The 15,117-nt window shown below is 59.3% G+C and carries 19 protein-coding genes and 1 riboswitch; of the genes, 7 read left to right on the top strand and 12 right to left on the bottom strand.

Annotated elements, in window-relative coordinates:
• The first annotated feature begins 3 nt into the window (after positions 1–3).
• Entirely contained in the window at positions 4–1,326 is a 1,323-nt protein-coding gene (gene rutG / locus ACWKXN_RS02425; protein ID WP_023311081.1) for a pyrimidine utilization transport protein G, read from the top strand.
• A gap of 73 nt (positions 1,327–1,399) precedes the next feature.
• Here rutG and ACWKXN_RS02420 read toward each other — a convergent pair whose 3' ends face one another.
• The 4 genes from ACWKXN_RS02420 to ACWKXN_RS02405 form a co-directional block, all read right to left on the bottom strand.
• Positions 1,400–1,921: a GNAT family N-acetyltransferase gene (locus ACWKXN_RS02420; protein WP_454543267.1), complete on the bottom strand. Its 522-nt coding sequence runs from the start codon at positions 1,919–1,921 to the stop codon at positions 1,400–1,402.
• Between the two features lie 6 nt (positions 1,922–1,927).
• Positions 1,928–2,197 carry a type II toxin-antitoxin system TacA family antitoxin gene (locus ACWKXN_RS02415; RefSeq protein ID WP_008499829.1) on the bottom strand — a complete coding sequence of 90 codons (270 nt, stop codon included), beginning with the start codon at positions 2,195–2,197 and terminating at the stop codon, positions 1,928–1,930.
• Positions 2,198–2,258: 61 nt separating this feature from the next.
• Positions 2,259–3,176, bottom strand: a complete 918-nt coding sequence (locus ACWKXN_RS02410; protein WP_033145161.1) for a DMT family transporter — start codon at positions 3,174–3,176, stop codon at positions 2,259–2,261.
• A 117-nt stretch (positions 3,177–3,293) separates the two neighbouring features.
• Positions 3,294–3,464: a con-10 family general stress protein gene (locus tag ACWKXN_RS02405; protein ID WP_023311077.1), complete on the bottom strand. Its 171-nt coding sequence runs from the start codon at positions 3,462–3,464 to the stop codon at positions 3,294–3,296.
• A gap of 390 nt (positions 3,465–3,854) precedes the next feature.
• On the opposite strand from ACWKXN_RS02405, the gene wrbA reads away from it, so the two are divergent.
• Both wrbA and ACWKXN_RS02395 read left to right on the top strand, forming a co-directional pair.
• Entirely contained in the window at positions 3,855–4,451 is a 597-nt protein-coding gene (wrbA, locus tag ACWKXN_RS02400) for an NAD(P)H:quinone oxidoreductase (RefSeq protein ID WP_023311076.1), read from the top strand.
• Positions 4,452–4,471: 20 nt separating this feature from the next.
• Positions 4,472–4,699, top strand: a complete 228-nt coding sequence (locus tag ACWKXN_RS02395) for a YccJ family protein (protein WP_008499832.1) — start codon at positions 4,472–4,474, stop codon at positions 4,697–4,699.
• A gap of 33 nt (positions 4,700–4,732) precedes the next feature.
• Here the strand turns inward: ACWKXN_RS02395 and agp are convergent, their stop codons facing one another.
• Positions 4,733–5,974, bottom strand: coding sequence for a bifunctional glucose-1-phosphatase/inositol phosphatase (gene agp / locus ACWKXN_RS02390; RefSeq protein ID WP_221702521.1), 1,242 nt, complete (start codon positions 5,972–5,974; stop codon positions 4,733–4,735).
• A 152-nt stretch (positions 5,975–6,126) separates the two neighbouring features.
• On the opposite strand from agp, the gene ACWKXN_RS02385 reads away from it, so the two are divergent.
• Both ACWKXN_RS02385 and ACWKXN_RS02380 read left to right on the top strand, forming a co-directional pair.
• Positions 6,127–6,570 (top strand): winged helix-turn-helix transcriptional regulator, encoded by a 444-nt coding sequence (locus tag ACWKXN_RS02385; RefSeq protein ID WP_032658095.1) that lies wholly within the window; start codon positions 6,127–6,129, stop codon positions 6,568–6,570.
• Between the two features lie 125 nt (positions 6,571–6,695).
• Positions 6,696–7,490: an SDR family NAD(P)-dependent oxidoreductase gene (locus tag ACWKXN_RS02380; RefSeq protein ID WP_047061538.1), complete on the top strand. Its 795-nt coding sequence runs from the start codon at positions 6,696–6,698 to the stop codon at positions 7,488–7,490.
• 1 nt (position 7,491) lies between these two features.
• On the opposite strand, the gene ACWKXN_RS02375 is transcribed toward ACWKXN_RS02380, so the two are convergent.
• Positions 7,492–7,851, bottom strand: a complete 360-nt coding sequence (locus tag ACWKXN_RS02375; RefSeq protein WP_047061537.1) for a winged helix-turn-helix transcriptional regulator — start codon at positions 7,849–7,851, stop codon at positions 7,492–7,494.
• A gap of 100 nt (positions 7,852–7,951) precedes the next feature.
• Here ACWKXN_RS02375 and ACWKXN_RS02370 point away from each other — a divergent pair, with 100 nt between their 5' ends.
• Positions 7,952–8,701, top strand: coding sequence for an SDR family oxidoreductase (locus ACWKXN_RS02370; RefSeq protein WP_033145156.1), 750 nt, complete (start codon positions 7,952–7,954; stop codon positions 8,699–8,701).
• 1 nt (position 8,702) lies between these two features.
• Here ACWKXN_RS02370 and ACWKXN_RS02365 read toward each other — a convergent pair whose 3' ends face one another.
• Complete coding sequence (locus ACWKXN_RS02365) at positions 8,703–9,206, bottom strand: DedA family protein (protein ID WP_143347257.1); 504 nt, start codon at positions 9,204–9,206, stop codon at positions 8,703–8,705.
• 159 nt (positions 9,207–9,365) lie between these two features.
• Positions 9,366–9,535: riboswitch (M-box (ykoK) riboswitch) on the top strand.
• A gap of 60 nt (positions 9,536–9,595) precedes the next feature.
• On the opposite strand from ACWKXN_RS02365, the gene ACWKXN_RS02360 reads away from it, so the two are divergent.
• Positions 9,596–10,597 (top strand): magnesium transporter, encoded by a 1,002-nt coding sequence (locus tag ACWKXN_RS02360; RefSeq protein WP_029741838.1) that lies wholly within the window; start codon positions 9,596–9,598, stop codon positions 10,595–10,597.
• Here ACWKXN_RS02360 and hpxK read toward each other — a convergent pair.
• Genes hpxK through ACWKXN_RS02335 form a run of 5 tightly spaced genes read right to left on the bottom strand, consistent with a single transcriptional unit; the run spans position 10,563 to position 15,116 of the window.
• Complete coding sequence (gene hpxK / locus ACWKXN_RS02355) at positions 10,563–11,825, bottom strand: allantoate amidohydrolase (protein WP_454543266.1); 1,263 nt, start codon at positions 11,823–11,825, stop codon at positions 10,563–10,565. The genes ACWKXN_RS02360 and hpxK overlap by 35 nt on opposite strands.
• Entirely contained in the window at positions 11,822–13,063 is a 1,242-nt protein-coding gene (locus ACWKXN_RS02350) for a pyridoxal-phosphate-dependent aminotransferase family protein (RefSeq protein WP_048976704.1), read from the bottom strand. The genes hpxK and ACWKXN_RS02350 overlap by 4 nt, the downstream gene beginning before the upstream one ends.
• 13 nt (positions 13,064–13,076) lie before the next feature.
• The gene (locus ACWKXN_RS02345; protein WP_032638731.1) at positions 13,077–13,814 is read right to left on the bottom strand and encodes an amino acid ABC transporter ATP-binding protein; all 738 of its coding nucleotides are present in this window, start codon (positions 13,812–13,814) and stop codon (positions 13,077–13,079) included.
• The gene (locus tag ACWKXN_RS02340) at positions 13,795–14,451 is read right to left on the bottom strand and encodes an amino acid ABC transporter permease (RefSeq protein ID WP_071884868.1); all 657 of its coding nucleotides are present in this window, start codon (positions 14,449–14,451) and stop codon (positions 13,795–13,797) included. Before ACWKXN_RS02340 ends, ACWKXN_RS02345 begins: the two co-directional genes overlap by 20 nt.
• Entirely contained in the window at positions 14,451–15,116 is a 666-nt protein-coding gene (locus ACWKXN_RS02335) for an amino acid ABC transporter permease (protein WP_454543265.1), read from the bottom strand. The genes ACWKXN_RS02340 and ACWKXN_RS02335 overlap by 1 nt, the downstream gene beginning before the upstream one ends.
• Between the last annotated feature and the right edge of the window lies 1 nt (position 15,117).

Genomic DNA, 15,117 nt, shown 5'->3' with positions numbered 1-15,117 from the left:
ACCATGTTCGGATTTCCCCACTGGCAGTTGAAATCGACCTCCACAGAAGCAGGCGTGGTCGCGCCGGATGAACGTCTCCCGCTCGGGCAGACGATGGTGATGGGCGTTCAGCACGCGGTCGCCATGTTTGGCGCCACGGTGTTGATGCCGATGCTGATGGGACTCGATCCCAACCTGTCTATTCTGATGTCGGGTATCGGCACGCTGCTGTTCTTTTTCGTCACCGGCGGGCGCGTGCCCAGCTATCTCGGCTCCAGCGCCGCCTTTGTCGGCGTTGTCATCGCCACCACCGGGTTTAACGGCCAGGGGATCAACCCCAACCTGAGCGTGGCCCTCGGCGGCATCATTGCCTGCGGCCTGGTGTACACCCTGATTGGTCTGGTGGTGATGAAAATCGGCACGCGCTGGATAGAGCGAATGATGCCTCCCGTCGTGACGGGCGCCGTGGTGATGGCAATTGGCCTCAACCTCGCGCCAATTGCGGTCAGGAGCGTCTCCGCCTCGCCGTTTGAAAGCTGGATGGCGGTGATCACGGTGCTGTGCATCGGCCTGGTGGCGGTGTTCACGCGGGGCATGATCCAGCGTCTGCTGATCCTGGTTGGGCTGATTGTCGCCTGTCTGGTCTACGCCCTGCTGGCTAATGTTTTCGGTCTGGGCAAGCCGGTTGACTTTACGCTGCTCCATCAGGCCGCCTGGTTCGGCCTGCCGAAGGTGACCTCGCCCACCTTTAACACCCAGGCGATGATGCTTATCGCACCGGTGGCGGTGATCCTGGTGGCGGAGAACTTAGGCCACCTGAAGGCGGTTGCGGGGATGACCGGGCGCAGCATGGATCCGTACATGGGCCGCGCGTTCGTCGGTGACGGGCTGGCGACCATGCTCTCCGGTTCCGTAGGCGGCAGCGGCGTCACCACCTATGCCGAAAATATCGGCGTGATGGCGGTGACCAAGGTCTACTCGACGCTGGTCTTCGTGGCGGCGGCGGTGATGGCGATGCTGCTCGGCTTCTCACCGAAGTTCGGCGCGCTGATCCACACCATTCCGTCCCCGGTTATCGGCGGGGCATCGATTGTGGTGTTTGGGCTGATCGCCGTGGCCGGCGCGCGCATCTGGGTACAGCATCGCGTCGATCTCAGCCAGAACGGCAACCTGATTATGGTGGCGGTCACGCTGGTGCTGGGCGCAGGCGATTTTGCCCTGACGCTGGGCGGGTTTACGATTGGCGGGATTGGCACGGCGACCTTTGGGGCAATTCTGCTTAACGCCCTGCTGAGCCGCCGGATGGCCGCCGCGCCGCAGGGCGCCGTAGTGCATCAGGATTCGTGAAATCACCATGTCGGGTGACGGCCAGGCCTTACCCGACGTGTACATTCCTTCAGAACAACAGGTAATAAAGCAATCACTCTTGCTCAAACAGCCGTTCGATAGATTTTGTAGGGAAGAACAAAGAATGGCTGTTTTCAGCTGTCAGCGGGATAAAGCCCTGCTTCAGATAAAATCGTTTTGCCCGCTCGTTAAGGGCATCAACAAATATTCCGTGTACCCCCACAGCCTGTGAAGCCAGGTAGACAACGCGCATAGCATGCGCGACGAGCGTTGTTCCCCACTCGTTTCCCTGTAGTGTTTTATCTACAGCCAGACGTCCCAGCGTCACGCTGGGTACGTTGATATAAGGGATTCGGCGCTGCAGAGTCTTAGAAGGAAGCATCGCTCTTTCAAAACAGCTTCCCGATAACGTGTAATAACCCAGGACACGCGGACGATCGCGCTCTTTAAGCAGGTAGGCTCGTAAAATACGCCCATTGTGCTGACGCACCAGATGTTCAGCAAGGAAGGCATTTAGCGAGGGTTCGCCACAATCAAAATCCTCGAAGTCATAATCGGTTCCCTCTGATAACATTTCGATCGTGAGATTCTCCACGGCGCTTCACTCCATGTTTCGAAGCCGTTTTGCTGCTCGTTTCAGGCGTTCATTTGGCTCAGGCGGATTGTCGATGGCATCCATCACCGCATTCCATGATGCTTCGTTTAATACGAGACGACGGTGCTGCTCAATGACCTCTGCAGCACGCTCTGACGCACTGTTCACCATAAACTGGGTGATCGTTTGGTTCGTCATCGCCGCCGCTTCTTCAATCATTGTTTTGTCTTCGTCCGTTAAGCGAAGATCGATACGCTGTTTTTTAAGTGCTGGCATGGTTTACATCACCGTGTACGGTATTTATCCGTACACATCGTAAATAAGCCTGTCCATTTTTTCAATCTAAACCTTCTTTTGCCGTCAAATCCCTGACCTCACTCCGACGTTTTCTGAGCTTTAACTCGCTCACCAGCACCCCGGCGACAATAAATGCCGCGCCCACCAGCGCCAGAAGCGGCAAACGCTCACCTGCAATGCGTCCGAAAATCCCCGCCCAGACCGGTTCGCCGGTATAAATCACCGTCGCGCGGGTTGGCGATACGCTGCGCTGCGCCCAGTTCATGGTGACCTGAATAATGGCGCTGAAAATACCCAGCCCCAGTGCGACCACCACCAGGCCGGTGGACATCGGCGGCACGGACTCACCTGCCGGCACCATCGTCGCAAACGCCACCAGCGACGCCGTGGCGAGCTGCACCACCGTTACCCGCTTGACGTCGACCTTGCCCGCCCAGGCGCTAATCAGAATAATTTCCGCCGCAATGGCAATCGCCCCTATCAGGGTGATGATTTCGCCCGGCCCCAGCGCAAGCAGGTTGTTTTCCGGCCCGGCCAGTAAGATCAGGCCGATAAACGCCAGCACGATGCCAATACAGGACATCAGCCCCGGCAGCCGCCCCAGGCACAGCCACTGCAGCAGCGGCACCAGCGGCACATACATGGCGGTGATAAACGCGGATTTACTGCTGGAGATGGTCTGCAATCCCCATGTCTGCAGGCTGTAGCCCATCGCTATCGCCACCCCAATCGCCACGCCGGCCTTAAGTTCTTTCAGCGTCAGCCCCCGCAGCGTTTTAAGCGAAATCAGCCCCACGGCAAGCGCCGCCGTCGCAAAGCGCAGGCCAACAAAAAAGAACGGATCGCTGAGGGTCACCGCGTACTGAACGGCCAGAAACGTCCCGCCCCAGAACATGGTGATGAGAATCAGGATGGCTTCCTGCGGTTTAACGGAGAATTTGAAGCGTGAAACAGACATGCGGCACTCGCAGTTAAGATCAATTCCCTAGTGTGCGTTGCCTTTGGTTACAGTTCAATGTTGCAGAAATAAAAAAACCGCCGGGAGATCCCGGCGGCAGGGGTTCAACCCGGCGTGTTACTTACTGCTGCCGTGGCTGTTTTTCCCCCCTTTCTTGCCAGCTTCAGATGCGCGTTGCGGGTCATTCTTGAAGTTGCCCCCGCTATGCTGGCCACCTTTACGGCCTGCTTCTGATGCTCTTTCACGGTCTTCTGCGAAATTACCTGAACCACCACGATGGTTTGCCATCTCTAACCTCCAGAATGTGAAACATTAGACATCATATTGCATTCAGTAAAAGAGGATTCTTTCACCTCGCAACACAAGGACAGTGCCTTTATCTGTGCCGCGTGAAACTAAGCTTAGTGGAATGCCGCTATCCGGCAAGCCGCAGGTAATATTCTGCAACATGAACTCAGCCTTTCGGGTGAGATGACGCGGCGGCGATTCATAAACCTTTCTTATCATTTCAAAAATCTGCTGCCAAAAAGTTGTTTCATTTTGCTACAAAGCCTTTTTGTAACCATATTGTTATAAATCAAAGAAATGCCGTTCATTTTTGCAGTCTGGCTGTGATGGCATATCTTTAAAAGAACGCAGCGATCCGCTGTCAGAAAAACCAACGAGGAGTGATGCAAAATGGCAAAAGTTCTGGTGCTCTATTATTCCATGTATGGACACATTGAAACCATGGCTCACGCGGTTGCAGAAGGTGCGAACAGGGTTGATGGCGTTGAGGTTGTGGTGAAACGCGTACCGGAAACCATGCAGGCGGAAGCCTTCCTGAAAGCCGGGGGGAAAACGCAAAACGCCCCGGTCGCCACCCCGCAGGAGCTGGCGGACTATGATGCCATTATCTTCGGCACACCGACCCGCTTCGGCAATATGTCGGGCCAGATGCGCACCTTCCTCGATCAAACCGGCGGACTTTGGGCATCCGGGGCGCTCTACGGCAAACTCGCCAGCGTATTCAGCTCTACCGGCACCGGCGGCGGTCAGGAGCAGACGATTACCTCAACCTGGACTACCCTTGCTCATCACGGGATGGTGATTGTGCCGATTGGCTACGGCGCCCAGGAGCTGTTTGACATTTCCCAGGTGCGTGGCGGTACGCCGTACGGCGCAACCACCATTGCCGGTGGGGATGGCTCACGTCAGCCAAGCAATGAAGAACTGTCTATCGCCCGCTATCAGGGTGAATACGTCGCGGGTCTGGCCAAAAAACTGAACGGCTAACACCCAACAGGAGGACAAGCATGCCAACTCAAGAATCCAAAGCTCACCACGTGGGCGAATGGGCAAGTTTACGCAACACCTCTCCGGAGATTGCCGAAGCTATCTTTGAAGTCGCGAAGTACGATGAAAAGCTGGCCGAGCAGATTTGGGAGGAAGGTAACGATGAGGTGCTGGTGCGCGCCTTCGAAAAAACGGATAAAGACTCGCTCTTCTGGGGCGAGCAAACCATCGAACGTAAAAACGTCTAAGCGTTTCCCCCCGCCGCAGCGGGGGGTTCTCTTTTACTTCGCCGCGTTATTCATCACCGCATTGAATTTATCGACAGGACAGAAGCCGTTCGCATCCACCGGGCAGCCTTTCAGCTCCAGCGTCACGCGCTGCGCGGGCGACTGCAGCGACAGGACGCTGGCGTTACGCAGCTGCTCTGAGCTCTGGTAGACATACTCAATTTTCATCAGCTCCTGGTTGGCATTTTTGTCATGCCAGCGCTGGAAGACAATCTTGCCGCCAATCGGGGTTCGCTCCTGCTGGTCGTGCAGCTGATACGGTTTGAAATCCAGGGCCGTCAGCAGGGAAGCAATGTTCGAGTCATGCCCCACCAGCAGGGTGATTTTCGGCGCTTTTGCCTGCTCGGTAACCAGCGTTTTATCAATGTACTTCACCAGCGGCTTCGCCACGTTTTGCGCCACTTCGGTGGAGGTAAACAGCGAGTCCTGATAGCCGTTCTTCAGCTTCGACAGCACGCGCCACTGCTGGTCGGTTTTGATTTCGCCCCAGGCCACCTGGTCGGCCGGGAAGCCTTCGTAATACTGCAGCGTGAACGCGTCCACCAGCGAGTTACCCACCTTCAGCGGCCCGGATACGCCAGGCTCTTTTTCATAGTCGGCGCTAAAGGTATCTTTCGCGTCCGCCAGCGAGCAGACCTTTTTCTCTTTGCAGGACGGGGAATCCGCGTAGTTCGTCATCTGCTCCAGCAGCTTATAGCTTTCGCCCAGCTGCATTTTCTGCCGCTCGGACTCCATCGCCTTGAGCGCTTTTTCGCGAAATTCCGGCGAGTTATCGGTAATCACCGGATTAAAGGTCGGATCCATGGTGCCCATTTTTTCCTGATGGTGCACGGGAACGTCGCAGCCCGGGAACGCGCCGGTGATGAAGAACTGCGCGGTGGCGACGGTACGCTGCAGGCTGTTGGCGTAAGCATAAACGCTATCCGCCGCTGGGCACTCTCCCGTCTTCACCATCCCCTGCTGCGCCAGCCACTCGCGCATGTAATGGCCCATATAGACTTCCAGCACGCCGCCCTTGGTGGTGAGCTGACCGCCCGGCACCTCCCACTCCGGCCACTGCTTGGGCGTGGACTGCTCCAGCACGCTGCCGTTATTGGCGAGCGGCGCGCGCAGGTTATGACGGCTCATGATTAAAACTTGCTCCAGCTGATACCCTTCCGGCGTCTCTTGCGCCTGCACGCCAAACGTTGCTGAAATGGAACCGGCGACTGCCAGCGCGAGTAGTGCTTTTCTCATCCCTAATTCCTCACTCGTTTTAAAATGTCGCGTTCAGTGTGACAGATTCGTGACAATTTTCCGGGAAGCATTTCTCAAACTGATGATTAACGTGCTTACGGTGTGCACCAATAAGTTTTATAATAAAACCACACCCCACCGGAGAATTGACCGTGAAACGTACCCGCCTCGAAGAGAGCACCTGCCCCGTCGCCCGTTCGCTGGATATCATCGGCGACTGGTGGTCGCTGCTGATTGTGCGCGACGCGCTGCGCGGGATTAAACGCTTCGGCGAGTTCCAGAAAAGCCTCGGCATCGCGAAAAACATGCTGACCACGCGGCTGAAACTGCTGGTCGACGAAGGCATCCTCCGGCTTCAGCCCGCGTCCGACGGCAGCGCCTGGCAGGAATACGTCCTGACCGACAAGGGGCGTGCCCTGCAAACGGTGCTGGTTGCCCTCTCCCAGTGGGGCAATGAATTTTTGTTTGCGGATAACGAATGCGGCACCGTGCTGGTCGATACCGAACAGCGCAAACCCCTGCGCAAACTGGCGCTTATCGCCGACGATGGCCGCGAACTGACGCCTGAAGAGATCGTGGCAAAACTCCCATCCTGATCGTTCCCGACGGCAACAGCACAAAATGCTCGCAAATACGGTTGCATTATAAAACCAAATAGCAGAAAGTTCATTCAGTTTCATCTTGAAACCAAATAAGCCACTTTGCCCTGAGGTAACACACGATGACTACGCAAATCACCACCGCCCTGATTACGGGCGCCTCTTCCGGAATTGGTGCTGTTTATGCCGATCGCCTTGCCGCGCGCGGCGCTAACCTGGTGCTGGTCGCCCGTCGCGAAGATCGCCTGAACACCCTTGCCGCCGACCTTCGCGCGCGCTACGGCGTGGCCGTCGATATTCTGGTGGCCGATCTTACCGATGAAGCCGGGATCCGCGCCGTGGAAGAGGCGCTGCGCAGCAATACCGCCATTGATACGCTCATTAACAACGCGGGCACCGCGCAGATGGCGCCGTTCCTCGCGGGCGATGTGGCGCAGCATCAGGCCATTAACACCCTGAACACCACGGCGCTGATGCGTCTGACCTACGCCATCCTGCCGCGCCTGGCGCAGAACAATCGCGGCACGCTGATCAATATCGCGTCCGTGCTGGCTCTGCACGTCCGGGCGGGCAGCGCGCTCTACAGCGCCACCAAGGCGTGGGTGTTGAGCTTTACCCGTGGGTTACAGGAAGAATTTGCCGACAGCAACGTGCGCATTCAGGCCGTGCTGCCCGCCGCCACGGCGACAGAAATCTGGAGCCATTCGGGCGTCACGGTGAACGATCTGCCGGAAGGATCGGTGATGACCACCGACGATATGGTGGATGCATCGCTGGCGGGTCTGGATCAGGGTGAACCGATCACCATCCCGCCGATGCATGACGCCGGCCTGTGGGATCGCTACGAAGCGGCGCGTCTTGAGCTGTTCAACAGCGCGCGCACCGGCATTCCGGCACCGCGCTACGCAAAACAGTAGCCTAACGCTCAAGCTGGTCGCCGTACTCGCTCATCCAGGCGGCCAGCGGGGAGAGTGCGTCCTGCAGGGTTAACCCCAGCGCGGTGATCTGATACTCCACGCGCGGCGGGATCTCCGGGTAGACCGTCCGCGTCACCAGCCCGCGCTGCTCAAACAGGCGCAGCTGCTTGGTCAATTCTTTCTGCGTGATGGGTGTGGCGGCCCGCAGCAGATCGCCAAAGCGTACGGGCGTGTTGAACACAATCAGACGGTACAAAATGGGGATCGCCCATTTACCGGAAATCAGGTTCACAAACTGCGTCATCGGGCAGGTATACGCCTCAGATTTTTTTTCACAGCACACCTCCAGCATTTCTGCCATAGCACACCTCTTGCCTCTTTAGTATCCATTTGGTACCTGGTTTCCTTTCGATACTAACGTTTCTATAGTGCTTTCTCCAGAGACATTTCAGGAGAAGAACATGGGTCGTTTAACAGATAAATATACGCTGATTACCGGCGGCACCAGCGGCATCGGTCTTGCCACCGCGCAGGCGTTTATCGCCGAAGGCGCGCGCGTCGCCGTGACCGGACGCAACCCGGACACCCTCGCCGAAGCAGAACGTATTCTTGGCGATAAGGCCTGGGTGATCCCGACCGATGCGGGAGATATCGCCTCGCAAAAAGCGCTGGCGGAAACCCTCGCCGCCCGCTGGCCACGCCTGGACGCGGTGTTTCTCAACGCCGGTGACGTGACGCACGCGCCGCTGGAAGCCTGGCAGGAGGAGGCGTGGGACCGCCTGATGGGCATCAACCTGAAGGGGCCGTTCTTTTTAATTCAGGCGCTGCTGCCGCTGCTGAATAACCCGTCGTCGGTGATCCTCTGCGGCTCGGTGAGCGCGCGTATCGGCCTGCCGACCAGCAGCGTGTATGCCGCGAGCAAGGCCGCCCTGCTGTCGCTGGCGCGCACGCTGTCGGCGGAGCTGCTGCCGCGCGGGATCCGCGTCAACGGCCTGAGCCCCGGTCCGGTGGAGACCCCGGCGTTTACCAAAACGGGCTTAAGCGACGAGGCGCTTAACGCGATGATGGCGGAGATCATCAAGCTGGTGCCGCTCGGCAGAATGGGCTCGACGACGGAGCTGGCAAAAGCCGCGCTCTATCTGGCCTCCGACGAGTCGAGCTACACGGTGGGAACGGAGCTGCTGGTCGACGGCGGAATGGGGAGTTTGTAACTCAAAAGGCGCTGATGCCGGTGACGATGCCGACATACAGCGCCGCCCATGCGCAGGCGGAAAGCAGGCTGACGGCGTAGACCTTGACTGCATTCAGCCTGAGCATTCCCGCCGCCAGCGGCACGATGTAGCGCAGCACCGCCAGAAAACGCGCGGTGAACAGGACCAGCACCCCGTTTTTCTGCAGCTGATGCTGCACCCGCAGCATTTTACCGGCGTGCTTTGCCGAGAAGCGGGTCATCCATCGCGTGTGCCCCATCAGCTGGCCGATATGGTAGTTCAGCACCGAACCCGCCGTTGCCCCTAGCACCACGGCCAGCCACGCCAGCGCAGGATGCATGCTCGCCTGGCTGACGGTAATGCCCGCCAGCAGCATCACCGAGGCGGGCGGCAGCACGGAGGAGACTAGCACCGTCGATTTACTCAGCGCCATCACAAATAACAGCGCGAAAAGATGTGCCGGATACAGCGCAAAATGATTCAGCAGATTATCAAACCACGCCATTATCCTCTCCTCCGTTGATTATTTAATCCTCCATTAGAAATGAATTAACCTAAATAAACCCTCAACATTTTATTAATAAAAATCGTCTAAACCGTTCTTAAACATTATTTAATTTTCTGAGCGGTAAATTTAAATAAGCGTATTATTCCTCACGTTTTACAACGATCTCGTTATGGCGAGGCTCCTGTACAAATACACGTTATCGCTCTGGTAGGTTCGAGAGAACCGACACAGGGTAAAACAGGCACTGTCGAATCAAGGCTTTGTCAGTATAACTTCCCTCGCGGGATACGGTGTACAGTGCTGAACCCAGGACGTGGGGATCTCCTCTTCGACATGCCCTGTCTTGCTCGCCCCTGAGAGATGTTATTATTCAAAGGGAATTCACTATGTCTTACGCTATTCACAACCAGAACCTGGCATTCAATGACAGCGCGATCGCGCAATATATGAATACCGATTTTATTGTCCTCGATATTTCATTATGCGTGGCGCTGGCGCGCGAGCAATTCTTCGAAAAATTAAAAGACGACGATATTCCGTCTCATATTTTTATTGAAGACAATGGCCGCCTGGCGGGCATGATTGCCGTGCGTAAATTGCTGCAGACCGCCGACACGGTACAGCCGGTGAAATCGCTGATGATTTCGCAGTTTTTGCAGGTCAAACCGGAGGATGAACGTGCCGACGTTGCCGGACTGCTGGCGCACGGCGGCGCGGATGTGGTGCCCGTGGTCACCCACGGCAAGCTCGTCGGCTGCCTGACCGAGCGCGAAATCGCCCATCTGCTGGAAGATGACGTCACCGAAGACGCCCAGCTTCAGGGGGCGACGCTGCCGCTGGAGAAGCCCTATCTGGACACCAGCCCGTATAGCCTGTGGAAGAAACGTTCCGTCTGGCTGCTGCTGCTGTTTGTCGCGGAGGCCTACACCAGCTCGGTGATCCAGCATTTTGAAGAGGCGCTGGAGTCCGCCATCGCGCTGGCGTTCTTTATTCCGCTGCTGATCGGCACGGGCGGCAACAGCGGGACGCAGATCACCTCCACGCTTGTGCGCGCCATGGCGCTGGGGGAAGTCCGCCTGCGCGACGTTGGCCGCGTGCTGCGTAAAGAGATGACCACCTCGCTGATGATTGCCGCCACGCTCGGTATCGCCGGGTGCATTCGCGCCTGGATGATGGGGATTGGGCTGGAAATTACGCTTATCGTCAGCCTGACGCTGGTGTGCATTACGCTCTGGAGTGCGATTGTGTCGTCCGTGATCCCGATGGTGCTCAAGCGCTGCGGCATTGACCCGGCGGTCGTCTCCGCGCCGTTTATCGCGACGCTTATCGACGGCACCGGGCTGATTATCTACTTTAAGATTGCGCAATATACGCTGGGGCTGGAGTAACGCGGTCCGCCAGCTGGATCACCGCTCGCGAAAACGCCTCAATCGCCAGGGCGACATCTTCAGCCATCACCGATTCCGCCGGATGGTGGCTGACGCCCCCTTTGCAGCGCACAAACAGCATGCCGACCGGCCAGCGTTCCGCGATGGCAATCGCATCGTGGCCCGCACCGCTGGGCAGCGATAGCGAGCGACCCTGTACCGAAGTGACGGCCTCCCCCAGCACGTTTTGCAGGTGGATATCGCACGGCGTGGCGGCAATGCGGTAAAACTCCTCGGCGCTGAAGTCCAGACTGCGGCGCGATGCGATCGCCTGCGCATGTTCCAGCAGGTCGTTAAGCAACCGATCCAGCGGCGCATCCTGCGGCCCGCGAATATCCAGCGAGAGCTGAACCTCGCCGGGGATCACGTTCACCGCCCCCGGCAGGCAGCGCAGCTCGCCAACCGTCGCCACCAGGTTCCCGCCCTGCTGTCGGGTAGCGTTTTCAATGATAACCATCCACTCGGCGGCGGCGGCCAGCGCGTCCCTGCGGTGGAGCATCGGCACGGTTCCCGCATGCCCGGCCTCGCCGGTAAAGCGGCAGTTCAGACGGCGCGCGCCGTTAATGGCTTCCACCACGCCAAGGGCGAGCGCCTCCTGCTCAAGGCACGGCCCCTGCTCAATATGCAGCTCCAGATAGGCGCTGAAATCCTCCTGACGTCGCGCGGCATGGAGCACGCGGGCAGGCTCGAGCCCCATCAGGGTCATCGCCTGCGCCACGCTGATCCCGCTGGCGTCGGCTTTTTCCAGCCAGCCCTGCGGCCAGGTGCCCGTCAGCCCCCGGCTGCCTAACAGCGTAATGCCGAAGCGGGTCCCCTCTTCGTCGCAAAAGCCGACAATCTCGATGGCCTGCGCCAGATGCACACCCAGCTGGTGCAGGCTGTCCACCACCTCAATGGCGGCAAGCACGCCAAGCATGCCGTCGTAGCGCCCGGCGTTACGCACGGTATCGAGATGCGAGCCGAGCAGAACCGCCTGCGCCCCTTCCTGCGCGCCCTCATAGCGTCCACAGATGTTGCCCACGCTGTCCTGCCAGACGGTCATTCCCGCCTGGCTCATCCACTGCCCCACCAGCTGGTTGGCCTGCAGATGCTGGGTGGAGAGATAAACCCTCGTCAGCGCATCCGGGGTTTCGCTGATAGCGGCCAGCGCGTCGGCGCGGGCCATCACCCGTTCTGCCGCCGGGCTCATTGCGGCGTCTCGCGACGATAGTGGTCCCACGCGGCCTGCATGGCGGCCCCCTGCGTGGTGGTGAATTTCAGGTAGTTCAGCACCGACTCCAGCGCGCTCAGGGTGGTCATCACGCAATCCTTGCGCGCGTTGTAGCCCATGGTGCCAATGCGCCACACTTTGCCGTGCAGCGGGCCAAACGAGGTGCCGATTTCAATCCCGAAATCCTCCAGCATCAGCTTACGCACCTGGTCGCCGTTGACGCCCTGCGGGATAACCACGCCCAGCACGTTGTTCATCTTGTGCTTCAGGTCGCCGAAGGTCTCCAACCCCATCGCCTGAATGCCCTTCAGCAGCGCATCGCCGTGCAGCTTATGGCGCGCGATGCCGTTATCCAGCCCTTCCTGCAGGATCAGACGCGCACACTCGCGGGCGCCAAACAGCGCGGTGGTGGCTTCGGTATGGTGGTTAAGGCGCTCCGGCCCCCAGTAGTCCATCACCATGCCGAGATCGAAATAGTTGGAGTAGATCATCTCCTCGTCGCCGTCGCGGTGGGCGTCGGTGCGGATGCCCTCCTCAACGCATTTACGGCGGCGGATCGCCTCCTCCATGCGCGCGCTCAGGGTGATCGGCGAGGTGCCCGACGGGCCGCCGAGGCACTTCTGCATCCCTGCCGATACCGCATCCAGTCCCCAGGCGTCGGTCTCCAGCGCGTTGCCGCCGAGCGACGCGGTGGCGTCGGTATAAAACAGCACGTCGTAGCGGCGGCAGATCGCGCCAAGCTCGGCGAGCGGCTGGAGCATGGTGGTGGAGGTATCGCCCTGCACGGTCAGCAGCAGGCGCGGACGAACACGCTTAATCGCATCCTCCACCTGATCCGGGGTAAACACCTCGCCCCACGGCACCTCGATGGTATGCACCTCCGCGCGGCAGCGGCGGGCAATTTCGCACAGCAGATGACCAAAGCGGCCAAAGACCGGCACCAGCACCTTATCTCCCGGGCGAATGGCGGAGACCAGAATGGCTTCAATTCCCGCGCGGGAGGTGCCGTCCACCAGCATCGTCCAGCGGTTCTCGGTGCGGAACACCCCGCGATAGAGCGCCATCACCTCGTTCATGTAGTGGGTCATGGCCGGATCGTACTGGCCGATCAGCTGGCTCGACATGGCGCGCAGCACGCGCGGGTCGGCGTTGATCGGGCCCGGCCCCATCAGCAGGCGCTGGGGCGGGTTGATTTGCGGAAAGCGTGCGATATCCATTGTTAAGTCCTTATCAGTTGAGGCCGCGCACGGAGGAGATGAACTGCTTCAGTTCCGTGGTCTGCGGGTTGGCGAACAGCGTTTTGCTGTCGCCCTGCTCCCAGACTTTCCCCTGGTGCATAAACACCACGCGGTCGCCCACTTCGCGGGCAAAATTCATTTCATGGGTAACAAGTATGAGCGTCATCCCCTCGGCCGCCAGCTGCTCCAGCACCTTGAGCACTTCGCCCACCAGCTCCGGGTCGAGCGCGGAGGTGATCTCGTCGCAGAGTAAAACTTTCGGCGACATCGCCAGCGCGCGGGCAATCGCCACGCGCTGCTGCTGGCCGCCGGAGAGACTCGACGGGTAGTAATCCAGACGATCGCCTAAGCCCACTTTCTCCAGCATCTGCTGCGCCAGCTCGCGGCATTCGGCGGCGCTTTTCTTCAGCACCCGACGCGGGGCGAGCATCACGTTTTCCAGCGCCGTCATGTGCGGAAACAGGTTGAAGCTCTGGAACACCATCCCGACCGAGCGGCTGATTTCGCGCGCCTGAGAATCCCGGTCGGTAATGGTCATGCCGCCCAGCTTGATGCTGCCGTCCTGATAGCCTTCCAGTCCGTTGATGCAGCGCAGCAGCGTGCTTTTGCCCGATCCGCTGCGCCCGATAATGGAGATCACCTGGCCCATGTCGATATCCAGATCGACGCCCTTGAGCACGTGGTTATCGCCGTAGTACTTCTGCACCTGATTAATGGTGATGAGAGGCATTGAATTTCGTCTCCAGATAGCGGCTGTAGCGCGACAGCGGATAACACAGAATGAAGTAGCCGAGCGCCACCAGCGCAAAGACCTTAAACGGCTGATACGTCACGTTGGTCAGCATGGTCCCGGCCTTGGTCAGCTCGATAAAGCCGATAATCGACGCCAGCGCGGTGCCCTTGATCACCTGCACGGCAAAGCCGACCGTCGGGGCGATGCCGATGCGCAGCGCCTGCGGGGCGACCACGCGAAACAGGGTCTGGCCAAAGGTCAGCCCCAGACAGCGCGAGGCTTCCCACTGCCCCTTGGGCAGAGCGCGAATGCTGCCGAACCAGATATCGAGCAGAAACGCGCTGGTGTAGAAGGTGAGCGCCAGCGAGGCGGCGGTCCACGGCGAGACGTCGATGCCGAACAGCGCCACGCCGAAGAAGGCCAGGAACAGCTGCATCAGCAGCGGCGTGCCCTGAAACAGCTCAATATAGCCGCGGATGATGCGCCTGACCGTGCGCCCGCCCGTCAGGCGCAGCAGCAGGAGCGGCAGCGTCACCGCCGCCCCGCCGACAAACGCCACCAGCGACAGCAGCACCGTCCAGCGTCCGGCCAGCAGCAGGTTACGAATAATGTCCCAGTCGGTAAAGGTGGTCATCATGCCTGCCCCCCCAGCCATTTGCGTCCCGCCGCCATCATCAGCTGGCGCAGGGTAATCGACAGCGCTAAGTAAATCCCGGTTGTCACCAGATAAACCTCAAAGCTCAGAAACGTTCTGGACTGGATCAGGTTGGCGGCGAAGGTCAGCTCTTCATACGAGACCTGCGACACCACCGACGAGCCGAGCATCACGATGATGCACTGGCTCACCAGCGCCGGGTAAATGCGCTGCAGCGCGGGCGGCAGCACCACGCGGATAAAGGTCTGCAGGCGGGTCAGCCCCAGCACGCGTCCGGCTTCCCACTGCCCTTTCGGCGTGACCTGAATGCCCGCGCGGATAATCTCGGTGCTGTAGGCGCCCAGGTTCACCACCATGGCCAGCAGCGCCGCTTCCCCCGCCGTCATCTTCAGCCCCAGGTTCGGCAGGCCGAAGACGATGAAAAACAGCTGCACCACAAACGGCGTGTTGCGGATGATCTCCACGTACGCGCCCCAGATCCGGCTGTACCACGTTGGGCGCGCGCTGCGGATCGCCGCCCCGAAAATCCCAATCGCCAGGCCGCCGACGGTCGCCATCACCGTCAGCTGAATAGTGACCCACAGCCCCGCCAGCAGCTCCGGCCAGTGCGGCCAGAGCGCGGAAAAATCAAGTTGCTCCGTCATC

The sequence above is a fragment of the Enterobacter sp. UPMP2060 genome (genome assembly GCF_053709655.1).
This window is presented reverse-complemented; position numbering and strand designations above follow the sequence as displayed.